General features: G+C 68.8%; 18 protein-coding genes and 2 tRNA genes. 10 read left to right on the forward strand and 10 right to left on the reverse strand.

Translation table 11 applies throughout. The features are described 5' to 3' along the window. Nucleotides 1-4: 4 nt before the first annotated feature. The 3 genes from Q5696_RS13925 to Q5696_RS13935 form a co-directional block, all read right to left on the reverse strand. Nucleotides 5-613: an ATP-dependent Clp protease proteolytic subunit gene (locus tag Q5696_RS13925; protein WP_305091922.1), complete on the reverse strand. Its 609-nt coding sequence runs from the start codon at nucleotides 611-613 to the stop codon at nucleotides 5-7. A 139-nt stretch (nucleotides 614-752) separates the two neighbouring features. After that, nucleotides 753-2,132 (reverse strand): trigger factor, encoded by a 1,380-nt coding sequence (gene tig / locus Q5696_RS13930; RefSeq protein WP_305091923.1) that lies wholly within the window; start codon nucleotides 2,130-2,132, stop codon nucleotides 753-755. Nucleotides 2,133-2,221: 89 nt separating this feature from the next. After that, a tRNA-Pro gene (locus Q5696_RS13935) sits at nucleotides 2,222-2,298 on the reverse strand. A 137-nt stretch (nucleotides 2,299-2,435) separates the two neighbouring features. Between Q5696_RS13935 and Q5696_RS13940 the strand changes: the two genes are divergently transcribed. The 3 genes from Q5696_RS13940 (at nucleotide 2,436) to Q5696_RS13950 (ending at nucleotide 4,820) form a co-directional block, all read left to right on the forward strand. Next, nucleotides 2,436-2,509: transfer RNA gene (locus tag Q5696_RS13940), tRNA-Gly, on the forward strand. 247 nt (nucleotides 2,510-2,756) lie between these two features. Then, the gene (locus Q5696_RS13945) at nucleotides 2,757-3,890 is read left to right on the forward strand and encodes a nitronate monooxygenase (protein WP_305091924.1); all 1,134 of its coding nucleotides are present in this window, start codon (nucleotides 2,757-2,759) and stop codon (nucleotides 3,888-3,890) included. A gap of 114 nt (nucleotides 3,891-4,004) precedes the next feature. Then, the gene (locus tag Q5696_RS13950; protein ID WP_305091925.1) at nucleotides 4,005-4,820 is read left to right on the forward strand and encodes a DUF1542 domain-containing protein; all 816 of its coding nucleotides are present in this window, start codon (nucleotides 4,005-4,007) and stop codon (nucleotides 4,818-4,820) included. Here Q5696_RS13950 and Q5696_RS13955 read toward each other — a convergent pair. From Q5696_RS13955 to Q5696_RS13965, 3 genes are read right to left on the reverse strand one after another with little or no spacing between them, the layout of a single operon-like run. Beyond that, nucleotides 4,817-5,614 carry an Fpg/Nei family DNA glycosylase gene (locus Q5696_RS13955; protein WP_305091926.1) on the reverse strand — a complete coding sequence of 266 codons (798 nt, stop codon included), beginning with the start codon at nucleotides 5,612-5,614 and terminating at the stop codon, nucleotides 4,817-4,819. The two genes, Q5696_RS13950 and Q5696_RS13955, sit on opposite strands and share 4 nt — an antisense overlap. A gap of 4 nt (nucleotides 5,615-5,618) precedes the next feature. Next, the gene (locus Q5696_RS13960; RefSeq protein WP_305091927.1) at nucleotides 5,619-6,098 is read right to left on the reverse strand and encodes a ribose-5-phosphate isomerase; all 480 of its coding nucleotides are present in this window, start codon (nucleotides 6,096-6,098) and stop codon (nucleotides 5,619-5,621) included. 54 nt (nucleotides 6,099-6,152) lie between these two features. Further along, entirely contained in the window at nucleotides 6,153-6,776 is a 624-nt protein-coding gene (locus Q5696_RS13965) for a mycothiol-dependent nitroreductase Rv2466c family protein (protein ID WP_305091928.1), read from the reverse strand. A 167-nt stretch (nucleotides 6,777-6,943) separates the two neighbouring features. Between Q5696_RS13965 and Q5696_RS13970 the strand changes: the two genes are divergently transcribed. Further along, nucleotides 6,944-8,188 carry an NAD(P)/FAD-dependent oxidoreductase gene (locus Q5696_RS13970; RefSeq protein ID WP_305091929.1) on the forward strand — a complete coding sequence of 415 codons (1,245 nt, stop codon included), beginning with the start codon at nucleotides 6,944-6,946 and terminating at the stop codon, nucleotides 8,186-8,188. A gap of 73 nt (nucleotides 8,189-8,261) precedes the next feature. Continuing rightward, nucleotides 8,262-10,835, forward strand: a complete 2,574-nt coding sequence (pepN, locus tag Q5696_RS13975; protein WP_305091930.1) for an aminopeptidase N — start codon at nucleotides 8,262-8,264, stop codon at nucleotides 10,833-10,835. 73 nt (nucleotides 10,836-10,908) lie between these two features. Here the strand turns inward: pepN and Q5696_RS13980 are convergent, their stop codons facing one another. From Q5696_RS13980 to Q5696_RS13990, 3 genes are read right to left on the reverse strand one after another with little or no spacing between them, the layout of a single operon-like run. After that, nucleotides 10,909-11,382 carry a DUF5130 domain-containing protein gene (locus Q5696_RS13980; RefSeq protein ID WP_305091931.1) on the reverse strand — a complete coding sequence of 158 codons (474 nt, stop codon included), beginning with the start codon at nucleotides 11,380-11,382 and terminating at the stop codon, nucleotides 10,909-10,911. After that, nucleotides 11,369-11,620: an aa3-type cytochrome oxidase subunit CtaJ gene (gene ctaJ, locus Q5696_RS13985; RefSeq protein ID WP_305091932.1), complete on the reverse strand. Its 252-nt coding sequence runs from the start codon at nucleotides 11,618-11,620 to the stop codon at nucleotides 11,369-11,371. The genes Q5696_RS13980 and ctaJ overlap by 14 nt, the downstream gene beginning before the upstream one ends. 49 nt (nucleotides 11,621-11,669) lie before the next feature. Continuing rightward, the gene (locus Q5696_RS13990) at nucleotides 11,670-12,263 is read right to left on the reverse strand and encodes an HNH endonuclease (protein ID WP_305091933.1); all 594 of its coding nucleotides are present in this window, start codon (nucleotides 12,261-12,263) and stop codon (nucleotides 11,670-11,672) included. A 122-nt stretch (nucleotides 12,264-12,385) separates the two neighbouring features. On the opposite strand from Q5696_RS13990, the gene Q5696_RS13995 reads away from it, so the two are divergent. The 4 genes from Q5696_RS13995 to Q5696_RS14010 are packed head-to-tail and all read left to right on the forward strand — an operon-like array spanning nucleotide 12,386 to nucleotide 16,704. Further along, nucleotides 12,386-12,775: a globin gene (locus Q5696_RS13995; protein ID WP_305091934.1), complete on the forward strand. Its 390-nt coding sequence runs from the start codon at nucleotides 12,386-12,388 to the stop codon at nucleotides 12,773-12,775. 31 nt (nucleotides 12,776-12,806) lie between these two features. Then, nucleotides 12,807-14,390: a glycoside hydrolase family 13 protein gene (locus tag Q5696_RS14000; RefSeq protein WP_305091935.1), complete on the forward strand. Its 1,584-nt coding sequence runs from the start codon at nucleotides 12,807-12,809 to the stop codon at nucleotides 14,388-14,390. Between the two features lie 58 nt (nucleotides 14,391-14,448). Next, nucleotides 14,449-15,330, forward strand: coding sequence for an AurF N-oxygenase family protein (locus Q5696_RS14005; RefSeq protein ID WP_305091936.1), 882 nt, complete (start codon nucleotides 14,449-14,451; stop codon nucleotides 15,328-15,330). Nucleotides 15,331-15,339: 9 nt separating this feature from the next. Beyond that, entirely contained in the window at nucleotides 15,340-16,704 is a 1,365-nt protein-coding gene (locus Q5696_RS14010; RefSeq protein ID WP_305091937.1) for a 4Fe-4S binding protein, read from the forward strand. 3 nt (nucleotides 16,705-16,707) lie between these two features. On the opposite strand, the gene Q5696_RS14015 is transcribed toward Q5696_RS14010, so the two are convergent. After that, nucleotides 16,708-17,097, reverse strand: coding sequence for a hypothetical protein (locus tag Q5696_RS14015; protein WP_305091938.1), 390 nt, complete (start codon nucleotides 17,095-17,097; stop codon nucleotides 16,708-16,710). Between the two features lie 51 nt (nucleotides 17,098-17,148). Between Q5696_RS14015 and Q5696_RS14020 the strand changes: the two genes are divergently transcribed. After that, complete coding sequence (locus Q5696_RS14020; RefSeq protein ID WP_305091939.1) at nucleotides 17,149-17,508, forward strand: hypothetical protein; 360 nt, start codon at nucleotides 17,149-17,151, stop codon at nucleotides 17,506-17,508. The last annotated feature ends 20 nt before the right edge of the window (nucleotides 17,509-17,528 follow it).

Here is a 17,528-nt window from a genome sequence, read left to right on the forward strand (position 1 = left end):
GCGGCTAGTTGCCTGCGCCACCGGCCTGCCGGGCACGGGAGACGACGTGGTCGACGAATCCGTACTCGAGCGCTTCCTGAGCCGTGAACCAGCGGTCACGATCGGAGTCTGCGGTGATCTGCTCGACGGTCTGACCGGTGTGCTCGGCGATCAGCTGAGCCATTTCCCGCTTGGTGTGCGCGAACTGCTCCGCCATGATCGCGATGTCGGACGCGGTGCCACCGATACCGGCGGACGGCTGGTGCATCATGATCCGCGCGTGCGGCAGCGCGTACCGCTTGCCCTTGGTGCCGGCCGAGAGCAGGAACTGGCCCATCGACGCAGCCAGGCCCATGCCGAACGTCGCGACGTCGCACTCGGCGAACTGCATCGTGTCGTAGATGGCCATGCCCGCCGTGACCGACCCGCCCGGCGAGTTGATGTACAGGCTGATGTCACGCGTCGGATCCTCCGCCGACAGCAGCAGGATCTGGGCGCACAGCTTGTTCGCGATGTCGTCGTCCACCTGCGTACCGAGGAAGATGATGCGCTCACGAAGGAGGCGTTCGTACACCGAGTCGCTGAGATTCAGGCCGGAAGTGGCCGAGGTCATGGCGGGATTCTGGTAAGTCACGGTACCTGCCTTCTCGAAAGATCGTTGTTCCTGACACAGACACTAACGAAGTAGGGCGGCACCGGAGTCCCGGTGCCGCCCTACTTCGCTGAAAGCGGAAAAGTCTTTTCCCACAGGCGGCGTCACCGCCGCCGGAGAACTACTCCTTCTCGGCCGCCTCGGCGTCCGCGGCAGTCTCGTCCTCGGCAGCGTCGTCCGAAGCCGTACCGAACATCTCGGCCGTGTCGACCGCCGCACCGGTGGTGTCGGTGACGGTCGCGGCCTCGACGACACCCGCGAGGGCCTTGCCGCGGCGGACGTCGGCGAAGACGGCACCGAGCTGGTTGGCCTGCTGGATCTGCTGGATGAACTGCTCCGGAGCCATGCCGTAGCGCTGCGCCTGGAACAGGATGCGCTCGGTGAGCTCGTCCTGGCCGACGGTGGTGCCGGCGGCGTCGGCGATCGCGTCGAGCAGCAGCTGCGTCTTCACCGAACGCTCGGCAGCCTCCTTGGCGTCGGCGTCGAACTGCTCACGCGTGGTGCCCTGCGACTCGAGCATCTCGGCGAGCTTCGCCTCGTCGTGGTCGAGACCGTGGATGGCGTCGTGCAGGGCGGCGTCGACCTCGGCCTTGACGACGGCCTCGGGCAGCGGAACCTCGACGGTGTCGAGCAGGTGCTCGAGCACCTTGTCGCGGATCTGACCGGCCTGCTCGACCTTGCGGACGCGTCCGACGCGCTCGCGCAGGTCGGCCTCCAGCTCGGCGAGGGTGTCGAACTCGCTCGCCATCTGGGCGAACTCGTCGTCGGCCTCGGGCAGCTCGCGCTCCTTGACCGACTTCACGGTGACGGTGATGACCGCGTCCTTGCCGGCGTGCTCACCCGCGACCAGCTTGGACGTGAAGTCCTTCGAGCCGTCGGCCTCGAGGCCGATGACGGCCTCGTCGAGGCCCTCGATCAGCTGACCGGAGCCGACCTCGTGGGACAGGCCCTCGGTGGCGGCCTCCGGAACGGCCTCGCCGTCGACGGTGGCCGACAGGTCGATCGACACGAAGTCGCCGTCCTGCACGGCCCGCTCGACGCCCTTGAGGGTGCCGAAACGCTGGCGCAGCGACAGCAGCTGCTCGGCGACGGCCTCGTCGGTGACCTCGATCGGGTCGACCTCGACGGCGACGGTCGCGAAGTCCGGGAGGGTGATCTCGGGGCGGACGTCGACCTCGGCGGTGAAGGTGAACTCCTGGCCGTCCTCGAGCTTGGTGAGCTCGATCTCCGGCTGGCCGATGACCTTCAGGTCGTTGGCCGAGACGGCCTCCGAGTAGCGGGCCGGCAGGGCGTCGTTGACGACCTGCTCGAGCACGGTGCCACGGCCGACGCGGGCCTCGATCAGCTTGGACGGAGCCTTGCCCGGGCGGAAGCCGGGGAGACGAACCTGCTGCGCGAGCGTCTTGTAGACCTTGTCGAAATCAGACTTGAGCTCCTCGAAGGGCACCTCAACGTTGATACGGACTCGCGTCGGGCTGAGCTGCTCGACGGTGCTCTTCACGGATCTGACTCCTTCATGTGGTGGTGCTCGTTGTTCGATGTCCGGTACCGCTGTGCGGCGAGGACCGTTTCCGGCCCCGCCGCACATGTTGGTCGGGGTGACAGGATTTGAACCTGCGACCCTCCGCTCCCAAAGCGGATGCGCTACCAAGCTGCGCCACACCCCGTTCGAACCAGGACTTCGCAATCCTCGCGACGACCCGCGCAGAATCCTACGGCTCCCCGATTAGGAATTCCAAAGCGAGGTGGGTACAGTCTGTTTTCGCACACGGCATCACTGGCGATCCCACAATGTCGTATGCGCGGGGATGTAGCTCAATGGTAGAGCCTCAGTCTTCCAAACTGATTACGCGGGTTCGATTCCCGTCATCCCCTCCACGAGGGAAACCCCGGTTCGCCTGCGGAAACGCAGGCGGACCGGGGTTTTTTCACGTCGCCGCCACGGCCGTCGCACATGTGACGCAGCACACTTTCCGATCCGATCGGTTCCGGATCGACCTCGCACGTTTCGGGCGTTTCCCCACCCCGCACCGCTCCCCCGCCCTAAGTTGGAACCTGTTACAGATTTCTGTCGGTTCCCCGCCCGGCACGGGCCGGTGGAGGCCCTCACGCAAGGAGCGCCCGGATGCACACCCCTCTCTGCGACGACCTCGGGATCGAGTTCCCGATCTTCGCGTTCACCCATTGCCGTGACGTCGTGGTCGCAGTCGCCAAGGCCGGCGGATTCGGCGTCCTCGGCGCCGTCGGTTTCACACCGGAGGAGCTCGAGATCGAGCTGAAGTGGATCGACGAGCACATCGGCGACCGCCCGTACGGCGTCGACATCGTCGTTCCCGGCAAGTACGAGGGCATGGACTCGAACCTGTCCGCGGACGAGTTGACGACGATGCTGCAGAAGATGGTGCCGCAGGAGACCCTGAACTTCGGCCGCAAGATCCTCACCGACCACGGCGTGCCCCTGCCCGCTCCCGGCGAGGACAACGCCCTGCAGTTGCTCGGCTGGACGGAGGCGACGGCCACCCCACAGGTCGAGGTGGCACTGCAGCATCCGAAGGTGACGCTCATCGCGAACGCGCTCGGCACCCCGCCCGTCGAGATGATCGAGCACATTCATGCCGCCGGCCGCAAGGTCGCCGCCCTGTGCGGCTCCCCCTATCAGGCCCGCAAGCACGCGGACGCCGGCGTCGACATCATCATCGCGCAGGGCGGTGAGGGCGGCGGCCACTGCGGCGAGGTCGGCTCGATCGTGCTGTGGCCGCAGGTCGTCAAGGAGGTCGCGCCGGTGCCGGTGCTCGCGGCCGGCGGCATCGGCAGCGGCCAGCAGATCGCGGCCGCGCTGGCCCTGGGTGCGCAGGGCGCATGGTCGGGCTCGCAGTGGTTGATGGTCGAGGAGGCCGAGAACACCGCCGTCCAGCAGGCCGCGTACGCGAACGCGACCAGCCGCGACACGGTCCGCAGCCGCTCGTTCACCGGCAAGCCGTGCCGCATGCTGCGCAACGACTGGACCGAGGCGTGGGAGCAGGAGGGCAACCCGGAGCCACTCGGCATGCCGCTGCAGTACATGGTGTCCGGGATGGCCGTGGCCGCGACCCACAAGTACCCGGACGAGACCGTCGACGTCGCGTTCAACCCGGTCGGTCAGGTCGTCGGCCAGCTGACGAAGGTGGAGAAGACGTCGGCCGTCATCGAACGCTGGGTGCAGGAGTATCTGGAGGCGACGGGCACGCTCGAACGGTTGAACGCCGCCGCCGGCGCGTGACACCACTCGTCCCACCAACGATTTCGTCTCGATCCGGGGCTCGACGCCGACCTGTCGGCGTCGAGCCCCGGTACCCTGGATGTTGTCCGATTTGCCGCCTCCGGAAGGCATCCCGTGGAATTCCTCCTCATCGTCGCCGTCCTTGCTGTCGTCGTCCTCCTGGTCGCGAAGAGCCAGAACAGGAACCGGGGCCATTCGGCGAACCGTCTCGACGACGCCAAGGCGGACGCTCGCCAGGCGATCGAGCGTCTCGGCGGACAGGTCTACAACCTCGTCGGCAGCAACGACGCCGCCAAGCAGGCACTCGCCGACGCGTCCGAGCGCTACACCGCCGCCGGTTCGCAGATCGAGCAGGCCGCGACCCCGGTGCAGGCGCGACTGGCCAAGCAGACCGCACTCGAGGGCCTCTACTACATCCGGGCCGCGCGGACCGCGATGGACATGGATCCCGGCCCCGAGATTCCGAGCATCGACGGCCAGCAGTCCGCCGGTGCCGTCACCGAGGACCGGAAGATCGAGTTCGAGGGCCGGCAGGTGTCGGCGTCGCCGAACCCGTCCGCGGCCACCCCGAACTATTACCCCGGCGGCCGCGTCGCCGGACGCCCCGTCCCCGCCGGCTGGTACTCCGAGCCGTGGTGGAAGCCGGCCCTCGTCGCGGGCGCGTGGGGTGTCGGTTCGATGCTCCTGTTCTCGGCCATGTTCTCCGGCATGGCAGGCGTCCCGTACGACGCGCAGTCGTTCGAGAGCGGTGCCGGCGACGGCTCCGACGCCGGTGGCGGCGATGCGGGTGGTGACGACTTCGGTGGCGGGGACGACTACTCGGGCGGCGACACCGACTACGGTGCCATGGGCGACGGCGGCAGCGACTGGGGCGGCAACGACTTCGGTGGCGGCTTCGACGGCGGCGGAATGGACTTCGGGGACTTCTAGTCCGGCTGGCAGCCGGGACACCAGAACAGGTTCCGGCCCTTCATGACCGTGTGAGCGATCGGCGTGCCGCAGATGCGGCACGCCGATCCTGTTCTGCGGTAGACGTAGGTGCGGGGCCGGTCCGGCGCGTACGACGGGGCACCGTGGTCGTGTTCGGGGCGCACGACGTGCATGACCCCGGCGTCGACGCCGACGGCCATGAGTGCGACGAGGTCGGTCCACATCGCGTCCCAGTCGGCGCGGCCGACGTGCCGTCCGGGCCGATCGGGGTGGATGCCGTGCCGGAAGAGGACTTCGGCGCGGTACACGTTGCCGACGCCGGCGAGGACCGACTGGTCCAGGAGCAGCGCCCCGATCGGGGTGCGGGAACGGGAGATCCGCTGCCACGCCCGGTCCGGGTCGGCGTCGGCGCGCAGCGGGTCGGGGCCGAGTCTCGCTTCGAGGGCGGCGATCTGGGTGGCGTCGTAGATGTCGCACGCGGTGGGGCCGCGCAGGTCGGCGCCCGATGCGGCGCCGATCATCCGCATCCGGACCTGTCCGACGGGGTCGGCGAGCGGGGTCGACGCGAAGTCGAACCGCCCGTACAGGCCGAGGTGGACGTGGACGGTGCGGCCGCCGTCGAAGTGCAGCAGCAGGTGCTTGCCGTTGGCCTCGGATCGTTCGAGGGTCCGGCCGTCGACGGCGGCGGCTCCGGCCTCGAACCGTCCCTGCGGGCTCGACACCCGCACGGGAGCACCGACGAACCTGTGTCGATGCTCCCGTGCGAGCCGATGGAGGGTGTGCCCCTCGGGCACGTCGTTACTTCTCGCCGCCCGGAACGGCCGGGGCGACACCGGTCTTCTCGTACTCGGCGAGGATGTCGATGCGACGCTGGTGCCGCTCCTCCTCCGACCACGGGGTCGCCAGGAAGGCGTCGACGATCGCGAGGGTCTCCTCGAGGCTGTGCATGCGGCCGCCGATGCCGATCAGCTGTGCGTTGTTGTGCTGGCGGGCCAGCTGCGCGGTCTCGACGCTCCACGCGAGGGCGCAGCGGGCGCCGGGCACCTTGTTCGCGGCGATCTGCTCGCCGTTGCCGCTGCCGCCGAGGACCAGGCCGAGGCTGCCCGGGTCGGCGACGACGCGGCGGGCCGCCTCGATGCAGAAGGCCGGGTAGTCGTCGAGGGCGTCGTACTCGTGTGCACCGCAGTCGACGGCCTCGTGGCCGTTCGCGGTGAGGTGTTCGATGATCTGGTTCTTGCGTTCGAAGCCGGCGTGGTCGGCACCCAGGTATACGCGCATGGCGTCAATTCTGACAGGCGCCACCACGCCGGCGACGCGGGACCTCGAGGAAGCTCAGTCGAACGCGGGATCCTCGGTGCGGCTGCGCTTGAGTTCGAAGAAGTGCGGGTACGACGCGAGTGCCACCGCACCGTCCCACACCCGTCCGGCGTCCTCGCCGCGCGGGATACGGGACAGGACCGGCCCGAAGAACGCGGTGCCGTTGACGTGGATGGTGGGGGTACCGACGTCGTCGCCGACCTTGTCCATGCCGGCGTGGTGGCTGGCGCGCAGGGCGGCGTCGTACTCGTCGGTGTCGGCGGCCGCGGCCAGGTCCGCGGGCAGCCCGACCTCGGCGAGTGCTGCGGCGGTCACGGCGGGCAGGTCCTTGTTGTTCTCGTTGTGGATGCGGGTTCCCATCGCCGTGTACAGCGGCAGCAGGATCTCGTCGCCGTGCTGTTGCGCCGCCGCGATCAGTACCCGGACCGGGCCCCACGCGTGGGTCAGCTTCTCGCGGTAGTCGTCGGACAGGTCGCGGCCCTCGTTGAGGACGGCAAGGCTCATGACGTGGAAGTTGGCTTCCAGGTCTCGAACGGTCGCGGCCTCGAGGATCCAGCGGGAGGTGATCCAGCACCACGGGCACAGTGGGTCGAACCAGAAATCGACGGTGTCCTTCGTGGTGGCGGTCGTGTCGGTCACGTGTGTCTCCCTCGTCCGGTATCTCGTGCGCGGCGGGTCACGGCCCGCCCGTTCAAGGGAACCACGTGGGCGCGCGTTTGCTTCCCGAGCACGCCGGGCCGCGGTTAGTGTCGGAGGAGAACCGCGAGAGGGCAGATCCGGTAACCGCACTGGAACGGAGCATTCACGTGACTTCCCACGATCCCGCACATCGCACCTTCGTCGTCGTCGGCGGTGGACTCGCCGGAGCCAAGGTGGCGGAGTCCTTGAGGGACAGAGACTTCGACGGAAACATCGTATTGCTGTGTGCTGAGGAGCATCTTCCGTACGAGCGTCCGCCCCTGTCCAAGGAACACGTCGCGGGCACGAAGGCCCTGGCGGACTTCACCGTCCGCCCGGGCGACTGGTATCGCGACCAGCACGTCGACGTGCGGCTCGGCACCACCGTCACGGCGATCGACCGGGACGCGAAACAGGTGGTGCTGCCGGACGGTTCGACGCTCGGCTACGACAAGCTGGCGCTCGCGACGGGGTCGCGGTCCCGGCGTCCACCGATCCCCGGCGGTGACGCCGACAGGGTGCACTATCTGCGCACCGTCGACGAATCCGACGCGCTCATCGCCGCATTGACGCCCGGCTCCCGGTTGGTGATCGTGGGCGCCGGCTGGATCGGGCTCGAGATCGCGGCCGGTGCGCGGGGCCGCGCCGTGGAGGTGGCGGTCGTCGAGGCCGCCGAACTGCCGCTGCTGGCGTCGCTCGGCCGGGAGATGGGGGCGGTGTTCGCGGATCTGCACCGGCAGCACGGCGTCGATCTGCGGTTCGGGGCGAAGGTCGAGGAGATCACCACGGCGGACGGGCGGGCGACCGGGGTCCGGCTCGGCGACGGCACGGTGCTGCCCGCCGACGCGGTGCTGGTGGCGGTGGGTGCGCAGGCGAACATCGAGATCGCCGAGGCCGCGGGGCTGGCCGTGGGCGACGGCGGGGTGCTGGTGAACGGGAACCTCACGACGAGCGACCCGGACATCGTCGCGGTGGGTGACATCGCGGCACAGCAGCATCCGCTGCTGGGTGCGCGGGTTCGGGTGGAGCACTGGGCGAATGCCCTGAACCAGCCGGCGGTCGCGGCGGCCACGCTGGTGGGGCATCCGGAGGAGTACACGCGGCTGCCGTACTTCTTCACCGACCAGTACGACCTGGGCATGGAGTACGTGGGTTGGGCGCCGGAGTATGCGTCCGTCGTCACTCGCGGCGATGTCGGGAAACGCGAATTCCTGGCGTTCTGGCTCGATTCCGGCAATCGGGTGCTGGCCGGGATGAACGTGAACGTCTGGGATGCCGGCGACGACATCAAGGCGCTCGTCGCCTCCGATGCCGCGGTCGATCCGGGCCGTCTCGCCGATCCGGGTGTGGCCCTCTCCGGCCTCCTGCCCTGACGTCACGTGATGGGATGGGTGTCGACGTGATTCGTCATCGTCGTTCGTGTCCATCCGTGATGAGGAGATCTTCGTGGCCCCACCGAATCTGACCCGTGACCAGGCCGCCGAGCGGTCCGCGCTGGTGTCGGTCGACAATTATTCCGTCGACCTCGATCTCACCGACGGCACCGGCCGCCCGGGTGAGCGGACGTTCCGGTCCCGCACCACGGTCACGTTCTCGGCGACACCGGGAGCGTCGACGTTCGTCGACCTGATCGCCGACCGGATCCACTCGGTGACGCTCAACGGCAACGCCGTGGACGTGTCCGGCTACGACGAGGCCACCGGCATCGTGCTCGACGGGCTGGCTGCGGGCAACGAGCTGGTCGTCGACGCCGACTGCCTGTACACGAACACCGGTGAGGGTCTGCACCGGTTCATGGACCCCACCGACGATGCGGTGTACCTGTACTCGCAGTTCGAGACCGCGGACGCCAAACGCATGTTCGCGTGCTTCGATCAGCCGGATCTCAAGGCCACGTTCGATATTCGTGTCACGGCGCCCGCCGCGTGGAAGGTGATCTCGAACGGTGCGACGGTGTCCGAGGACGCCGGTGTGCACGTGTTCGCGACAACGCCTCGGATGAGCACGTATCTGGTGGCGCTGATCGCCGGGCCGTACGCGGTGTGGACCGACAGTTACACCGACGAACACGGCACGATCCCGCTGGGCATCTACTGCCGTGGGTCGCTCGCCGAGTACATGGACGCCGAGCGTCTGTTCACCGAGACCAAGCAGGGCTTCGGCTTCTACCACCGTAATTTCGGGATCCCGTATGCGTTCGGCAAGTACGACCAGTTGTTCGTGCCGGAGTTCAATGCGGGCGCGATGGAGAACGCGGGCGCGGTCACGTTCCTCGAGGACTACGTGTTCCGGTCCAAGGTGACCCGCTACTCGTACGAGCGGCGCGCCGAGACCCTGCTGCACGAGATGGCGCACATGTGGTTCGGCGATCTCGTCACGATGCGCTGGTGGGACGACCTGTGGCTCAACGAGTCGTTCGCGACGTTCGCCTCGGTGCTGTGCCAGACGGAGGCCACCGAGTACACCAACGCGTGGACGACGTTTGCGAACGTCGAGAAGTCGTGGGCGTACCGGCAGGACCAGTTGCCGTCGACGCATCCGATCGCCGCGGACATCCCGGATCTGGCGGCGGTGGAGGTGAACTTCGACGGCATCACGTACGCGAAGGGGGCGTCGGTCCTCAAGCAGCTGGTGGCGTATGTGGGCCAGGAGCCGTTCATGGCGGGCCTGCGCGACTACTTCGCCGAGCACGCTTACGGCAACGCAACATTCGACGATCTGCTGCGGGCACTGGAGAAGGCGTCGGGCCGCGACCTGTCCGGCTGGGGCGCGCAGTGGCTCAAGACGACGGGCCTGAACATTCTGCGCCCGGATTTCCGGATCGACGCCGACGGCACGTTCACGTCGTTCGCGGTCCTGCAGGAGGGTGCCGAGCCGGGGGCCGGCGAGACCCGCGTGCACCGGCTCGCGATCGGCGTCTACGACGACGATCCGGTCACCGGCAAACTCGTTCGTACGCACCGGGTCGAACTGGACGTCGAGGGTGCGAGCACCGATGTTCCCGAGTTGGTGGGGGTGCCGCGCGGCAAGCTGATCCTGGTCAACGACGATGATCTGACGTACTGCTCGGTGCGCCTGGACCAGGATTCGCTCGACACCCTGATCGGCCGGATCGGTGACATCTCCGAACCGCTCCCCCGCACCCTGGCGTGGTCGGCGGCGTGGGAGATGACGCGTCAGGCCGAGATGCGGGCCCGCGACTTCGTCGGCCTGGTGCAGCGCGGTATCGGCGCCGAGACGGAGGTCGGTGTGGTGCAGCGGCTGCTGATGCAGGCACACACCGCGCTCGCGGCGTACGCGGAGCCCGGCTGGGCGGACGCATTCGGCTGGCCGGCATTCGCGGACCGCCTGCTCGAGCTGGCCCGGGAGTCCGAGGCCGGTTCGGACCACCAGTTGGCGTTCGTCAATGCTCTGGCCGGATCACAGCTGTCGGCGTGGCACACCGAGGTACTGCAGGAACTGCTCGACGCCGACCCCGCCAGGCTGGGCCTGTCCGGGCTGGCCGTCGACACCGATCTGCGCTGGCGGCTCGTGCACGCGCTGGCCGCGGCCGGCGCGGTCGACGCGGACGGCCCGGAGACGCCGTTCATCGACGCCGAGGCGCGCCGCGATCCGACCGCGGCGGGGGCACGGCACGCGGCGGCCGCGGCGGCGGCGCGCCCGCAGACGGCGGTGAAGGAGCGGGCGTGGACGACCGTCGTCGACGACGACACCGTCCCGAACATCACGGCCCGCGCGATCATCGGCGGCTTCGCCGGTCCGGGCCAGGACACACTGCTCGCACCGTATGTCGCACGGTATTTCGCGGAGATCCCCGGGGTGTGGGAGCGCCGTTCGAGCGAGGTGGCGCAGACGGTCGTCGTGGGGTTGTACCCGTCGTGGTCGATCAGCGAGCAGTCGGTGGCCGCCGCCGACGAGTTCCTGTCCGGTGAGCGTCCGCCGGCGTTGCGGCGTCTCGTCGTGGAGGGCCGGGCCGGCATCGTCCGGTCGCTGAAGGCCCGCGCGTTCGACGCGAGCTGACCGGCCCCCGACATGCCGGTGACCCGGTGCCGTACGGCACCGGGTCACCGGAGAGAAGCACTGAGCGGAAGGCCTACTTCGGGGCGATCGCGTTGCTCATGACGTTCAGCGCGGACACGAGACCGTCGATGAGGTTGCCCTCGGAGAACGAGGCCAACGCGGCCGTGACACCGAGCTGCGCGACGCGGTCGGTCACCCGGTTCTGCACCTTGCGGCCACCGCGGACCTCGATGACGCGCTGGTTCGGGGACACCGCGATCAGCACCGACCGCTCGGCCTCCGGGGTGTTCGGGAACACCGCGTCCACGCCGGCGGCCGGGTCCGCGCCCAGGTCGCCGACGAACACGTTGAACCGCACCTTGGTCAGGCGGGTCGCGTCGGTGAGGGCATTGTCGAGGGCGACCAGCTCGTCCGTGCTGAACGGCGGCAGATCGACCGGTTCGCCGACCCTGTGCGTCGCCGAGATGCGGCCCGACATCGTCACGACCGTGCCGGACGGCAGATCTGCCGCCGGGACCACGGGCTGGAGAACGTCACCACTTGCCACTTGCGGAACCTCCGATCAGATCTGCACCCGCCACAGCGTGTGCCGCGTGGTGATCGTGCGTCGTCACCTCGTCGGTCGCGCTCCACAGGATCGGGCCGTGCGTCCACCGCTCGCCGAGGCGGTACTCCGCCGGCAACGGGTTCGGCGACCGCCTGACCGGCAAGGACAGGAGGCCGAGGACCGCGATCACGAGGGCGGGGATGCCTACGTAAATCAGCACTGTCTCGAGAATGCTCACGCCTCGAACCGTAGCCCAGTCCTGCCGAATTGGAAGCGTCGGGGCCGTATCACGCCGCGCCTTCCCCGAGATACTGCAGCCACGTCGGATGCACCTCGGTGACGGTGGCGAGCAGACGCCAGTGCGGGCCGGTCGGCGGGACGAGGGCGGTGCGCAGCGTCCACCCCAGCTCGACGAGCAGTTTATCCGCTTTGCGGTGGTTGCAGGACGCGCAACAGGCGACGCAGTTCTCCCAGCCGTGCGCACCTCCCCGACTGCGCGGGACGACGTGGTCGATGGTCTCGGCCTTGCCGCCGCAGTAGCCGCACCGGGAGTTGTCGCGGAGCATGAGAGCGGTCCGGGTCATCGGCACGCGGGTCCGGTACGGGACGCGGACGTAGTTGCGGAGTCGGATGACGGACGGGAGTTGCACGGACCAGCCCTCGGAGTGGACGACGGGGCCGTTCGGGTCCTCGTGGACGGCGTCGGCCTTGTCGCACACCATGAGCACGACGGCGCGCCGGGCGGGCAGTGCGGTGAGGGGTTCGAAGGTGGCGTTGAGCAGCAGAACGCGGCGTTTACCCCACGCCGTGGGGGCCGGCGTCGTGCGCTCAGGTTCGGGTATCACCTGCAGCGCGCGCCGGTTGCCGTTTCTCTGCGCCATCGACACCTCCGCGAAGACTGCACCCAGTGGATCACGGATAATCGGGGCACGCACTCGCATTTCGGCGAAAAAATGCCCGACACCGGGTTAACGGGCGGCAACGGGCACAGATTGGAGCTGGTGTGACGGAGACGACGTTCTACGAGGCGGTCGGTGGAGCCGAGACGTTCCACAAACTGGTCGCGCGTTTCTACGAGGAGGTCGCGAAGGACGAGATCGTCCGACCGCTGTATCCGGAGGAGGATCTGGGGCCGGCGGAGCGCCGGATGCGGATGTTCCTCGAGCAGTACTGGGGTGGGCCGCGGACGTACTCGGACGAGCGCGGGCATCCGCGGTTGCGGATGCGGCACGTGCCGTTCAAGATCGGCCCGCTCGAGCGGGACGCGTGGCTGCGCTGCATGCACACGGCGATCGCGTCGATCGACGAGCAGACGTTGGATGCGGCACATCGCAAGACCCTGACCGAGTACATGGACATGGCAGCGGCGTCGCTGGTGAATTCGCCGGTCTGACCCGGCCCCGAGCGGGCGCGGATGCGGCACTATGAGGAGTGTGACCACTCCCGGTGCTCGCGCATGGTGGACGGACGCAGTCTTCTACCAGATCTATCCGCGCTCGTTCTGCGACGCGGACGGTGACGGCGTCGGCGATCTCGAGGGCGTGATCGACCGGCTCGGCTATCTGGAACTGCTCGGGATCGATGCGGTGTGGCTGGGCCCGGTGATGCGGTCGCCGATGGCCGATCACGGCTACGACGTGTCCGATCCGCGGGACGTCGATCCGCTGTTCGGGGATCTCGCGGTGATGGACGAGCTGATCGCCGAGGCACACGCCCGCGGAATCCGGGTCACGATGGATCTGGTGCCGAACCACACCAGCGATCGGCATCCGTGGTTCGATGCCGCGCTGGTGGGCGGCCCCGGCAGTCCGGCGCGGGACCGCTATTTCTTCCGGGACGGCCGCGGACCGGACGGTTCCGAGCCGCCGAACAACTGGCCGAGTGTGTTCGGGGGGCCGGCGTGGACGCGGGTCGTCGAGCCGGACGGGACACTCGGGCAGTGGTATCTGCACATCTTCGCGCCCGAGCAGCCGGATCTGAACTGGAGCCATCCGGACGTCGGCACGGATCTGGAACGGACGCTGCGGTTCTGGCTGCAGCGGGGCGTCGACGGTTTCCGGATCGATGTCGCACACGGGATGGCGAAGCCGGACGGCCTGCCCGACCACGACTGGTCGGCGGGTTCCCGCGATTCCGGTGACGTCGGGGATCCCCGGTTCGACAATCCGCGGGTCCACGAGATCCATCGTGGGATCCGCCGGGTGCTCGACGAGTTCCCGCAGACGGTGGCGGTCGGCGAGATCTGGGTGCGGGACAACGAGCGGTTCGGGCGGTACATCCGGCCGGACGAGTTGCATCTGGGGTTCAATTTCCGGCTCGCGGAGACGCCGTTCGATGCGGATGCGGTGCGGTCGGCGATCGAGAATTCTCTCGACGCGGTGGGCCGGGTGGGCGGCACTCCGACGTGGACGTTGTCGAATCACGACGTGGAGCGGGAGGTGACCCGGTACGGCGGTGGGGCCCGTGGTCTCGCCCGGGCGCGCGCGATGGCGTTGGTGGAGTTGGCGTTGCCGGGTGCGACGTTCGTCTACAACGGCGCCGAGCTGGGGTTGCCGAACGTGGAGCTGCCCGACGAGGTGCTGCAGGACCCGATCTGGCGGCGGTCGGGACGCACCGAACGCGGCCGGGACGGCTGCCGGGTGCCGTTGCCGTGGGAGGGTGCGGCACCGCCGTTCGGGTTCTCGACGACGCCGGACACGTGGCTGCCGATGCCGGCGGAGTGGGCGGAGACGACGGTGGAGGCGCAACTCGAGGACGTCGGATCGACGTTGTCGTTGTATCGCGCCGCCCTGGAGTTGCGCCGGAATCGTCCGGAATGGTCGGGTGACGAGATCGCGTGGTACGGAAGCCCTCCCGGCTGTTGCGCGTTCCGCCGCGGCGGCGGGTTGATCTGTGTCCTCAACGCCTCGGACGCCCCGATCGCGCTCCCACCGGGCCGGATCCTGCTCTCCAGCATCCCGCTGGTGGACGGCCTGCTGCCGGCGGATTCGGCGGCCTGGCTGGCGTGACGCCCGGTCTGTTTCTGCTTACCGTGCACGCCACCTCCGACGCATGTACCTTCCGTGCATGTACGAGAGCGATGCGCTGTTCGGGGCGCTTCTCGATTCCGCGAAGCGCCTGTCCTTCGATGCGCGCAACCCCCTGATCCCGCAGGCCGAACCCGGCGACGAGTATCGGCACGGCATGTCCCCCGAGTGGTCTCCCCTGTACGGCACCCCGTTGTGGGAGAGCATGTCCGACGCCGATCGGGTGCGGCTGACCCGCGCCGAGGTGGCGAACGTGCTCGGTGTGGGGATCTGGCTGGAGGTGGGCCTGCAGGTTGCGGTGCTGCGGTCGATCCATCCGGCGGATCCGGCGCGGCCGGACGTGAAGTTCCTGTTCAACGAGTGCGCCGACGAGAACATGCATTCGTTGATGTTCGTCGAGGCGATCGAGGCGATCGGGGCGCAGTTCCCGCGGCGGGACCGTGCGCTCGATCTCTTCGGCTGGCTGTTCCGTCATTTCTTCTCCGGCGAGGCCGCGTACGGGATCATCCTGGCCGGCGAGGAGATCTTCGACGTCATGCAGCGGGACTGGTCGAACGACGTGGACGTCGCCGCGCCCGTCCGCCGGGCCGCATACATCCATGTGGTCGAGGAGTCCCGGCACATGGCGTTCGCGCGCCGCAAGATCCGGGATCGGCTACGTGGCCTGTCCCGGGTGCGGCGCGGTGCGAGCACTCTGCTCATCGCGCTGGGGATGCACGTGATCGCGAAGAGTCTCATCAACCGGAGGACGTACGAGAGTCTCGGTCTCGACTGGAACGTGGTGAAGGCGAACATCGACGGCAACGAGCACCATCGGATGATGTTCCGGAAGTCCGCAGCACCGTTCGTCGAGTTCCTGAGCCGGGAGGGCCTGCTCACGCCCGCGGCCCGCTGGGTCTACCGGAAGTCCAATCTTCTCTGAGGAGTCCCCGTGACCCACGTGATCCTGGGCCAGTGCTGCAAGGACGCCTCGTGCGTGCGGGTGTGCCCGCAGAACTGCATCCATCCCGCGCCGGGCGAGGACGGTTTCGCGGAGGCCGACACCCTCCACATCGATCCGAACTCATGCATCGACTGCACCGCATGTGTGGAGGCCTGTCCGGCGTCGGCGATCAAACCCGATTACGCGCTGACCGCGACGGAACTCGGCCACCTCGACCGGAACCGGGACTTTTTCGTCGGGATGCCGTCACCGCGGACCCGGCCGCGGACCGTCGTCGATCTGCCGCTGACCGCTCCGGCCGGCCGGTTGTCGGTCGCTGTCGTGGGGGCGGGTGCGGCCGCGATGTACACGGTGCGCGAGTTGCTGCGGCGGTCGTCGTCGATCCGGGTGACCGTCTACGAGCGGGACGACGCCGTCGGGGGTCTGCTGCGCCGAGGGGTGTCCCGTGACCATGTCGGGGTGCGGGACATGATCCGGTTGTTCGACGTGCCGTTCCGGGACGACCGGGTGACGCTCGTGTCCCGGACACAGGTCGGGGTGGACGTGTCGGTCGACGAACTCCGGGCACGACACGACGCGGTGATCCTGGCGTGCGGGGCGTCGGTGCCGCGGCGGGTCGGAGCCGTCTCCGACACCGGAATTCTTCAGGCGATCGACGTTCTGGTCGCCGAGAATGCGGGGTTGCGGCCGCCCGCACCGGCGGGGCCGTCGTGTGTGGTGATCGGTGCGGGCAATGTGGCGTTCGATGTCGTCCGCTGGATCGTGCGGACCCGGAACCGGTTCACGGGCAACGCGATCCGTGAGGTGACGGTGTTGTCCCGATCGGGTCCGGAGCGGGCCGCGGTCACGTTGTCGGCGCTGGACGAGCTGCTCGGAATCGGAGGCGTCGACGTGGTGGTCGATGCCGCGGGCGTAGTGCCGATTCCCGGTACGGAGGGGCCGTTGGTGCGTTCGTTGTCGCATCTGCCGCTCACCGGGGTCCACGACGAACTGCGGGTCGACGGCCCGCTGCGGGTCGTGTTGTCGTTCGGGCAGGAAGTGGCCGATCTCGCGGTGTCCGGCACCGACACCGTCACGGTCACCACGTCGGCCGGGCGGGTGTTCCACACGAATTCGGTGGTGTGCGCCACCGGGTTCACGACCGAACGGATCGACGGTGTCCCGCTGGACGATCGTGGTGCCGTCCCACACGAACGCGGCCGGGTCCTGCGCTCGGGCAGCGACGATCCGGTGGACGGGCTGTACGTGGTGGGGTGGGCGAAGCGGGGTGCGTCCGGCGGGGTGGGCGACAACCGGCTGTGCGCGACCGAAACCGTGGCACGGCTCGCCGAGGATCTACTGGCACGGGTGTGAGGGTCAGGTGTCCCGGCCGGGGTCTGCCGCGTCGACCAGGTCGACCGCTGCTTTGAGACCGAGGCCGGGGTGGCGTTCGCGGAGCGCCTTGATCGCCGGGATCCGGCCCGTGGTGGACGCGACAGCGTCCCGGACGTCGGCGGCCGGTATCGAGGCCGGGTCGACGGCCGGAGGCGACGACGGGGCCGGACGGCGTCGAATCACGGTGCTGCACTGCCGGATCGTCATCACCATGACGAACACCCACAGGCCGACCTTGACCCAGTTCCAGACCGAACCGTCCTCCGCAAGGTCGGTGACGAAAAGGAATCCGAATGCCAGGAACGCTGCGAGCGAGACGAACGGCGCCCATCTCTCGTAGTTCGACGCGACTCTCCGCCACCTGCTCGGCACCGCTGCCCTCCTCGTCTTGCCGCGGCCGCCGCGACCGGGTACCAACAGCGTATGTGGTTCAACCGGATTGCCGCGGTGGTGCTCGCGGCCGCGTGCGCGGTCGCGGTCGGACGGTATCTGGCCGACGCGACCGGATGGCCCGCCGGCGGCCTCGCCCTGTGCATCGTCGCAACGGTGATTGCCCTCGTGCAGTCGCTGCGCGCCGCGCATCGGGAGCCCGCCTCGTTCGTCGCCGGGGCGTACGTGGCGTTCGGAATGATCACCGTTGTCGGCGGCGCGATCGCCGGCGACTGGACCCGCGCCTGCATCGCCCTCGTCCTCCTACCGATCATCCCGTGCTGGATCGTCGAAGATACGCGAACACGCAACTGGGTCAACAAGATCGGAGGCCACCGCCGGACAACTGCATGACTCGCCGGCGACCCACCCCG

This window comes from Prescottella sp. R16, from assembly GCF_030656875.1.
Lineage (GTDB): Bacteria > Actinomycetota > Actinomycetes > Mycobacteriales > Mycobacteriaceae > Prescottella.

Coding starts and splice junctions, on each gene's coding strand:
- Q5696_RS13945 (WP_305091924.1), top strand. CDS start 2,757: ATGCACACCCCTCTCTGCGACGACCTCGGGATCGAGTTCCCGATCTTC.
- Q5696_RS13960 (WP_305091927.1), bottom strand. CDS start 6,098: ATGCGCGTATACCTGGGTGCCGACCACGCCGGCTTCGAACGCAAGAAC.
- Q5696_RS13990 (WP_305091933.1), bottom strand. CDS start 12,263: ATGGCGCAGAGAAACGGCAACCGGCGCGCGCTGCAGGTGATACCCGAA.
- Q5696_RS14000 (WP_305091935.1), top strand. CDS start 12,807: ATGAGGAGTGTGACCACTCCCGGTGCTCGCGCATGGTGGACGGACGCA.
- Q5696_RS14005 (WP_305091936.1), top strand. CDS start 14,449: ATGTACGAGAGCGATGCGCTGTTCGGGGCGCTTCTCGATTCCGCGAAG.
- Q5696_RS14020 (WP_305091939.1), top strand. CDS start 17,149: ATGTGGTTCAACCGGATTGCCGCGGTGGTGCTCGCGGCCGCGTGCGCG.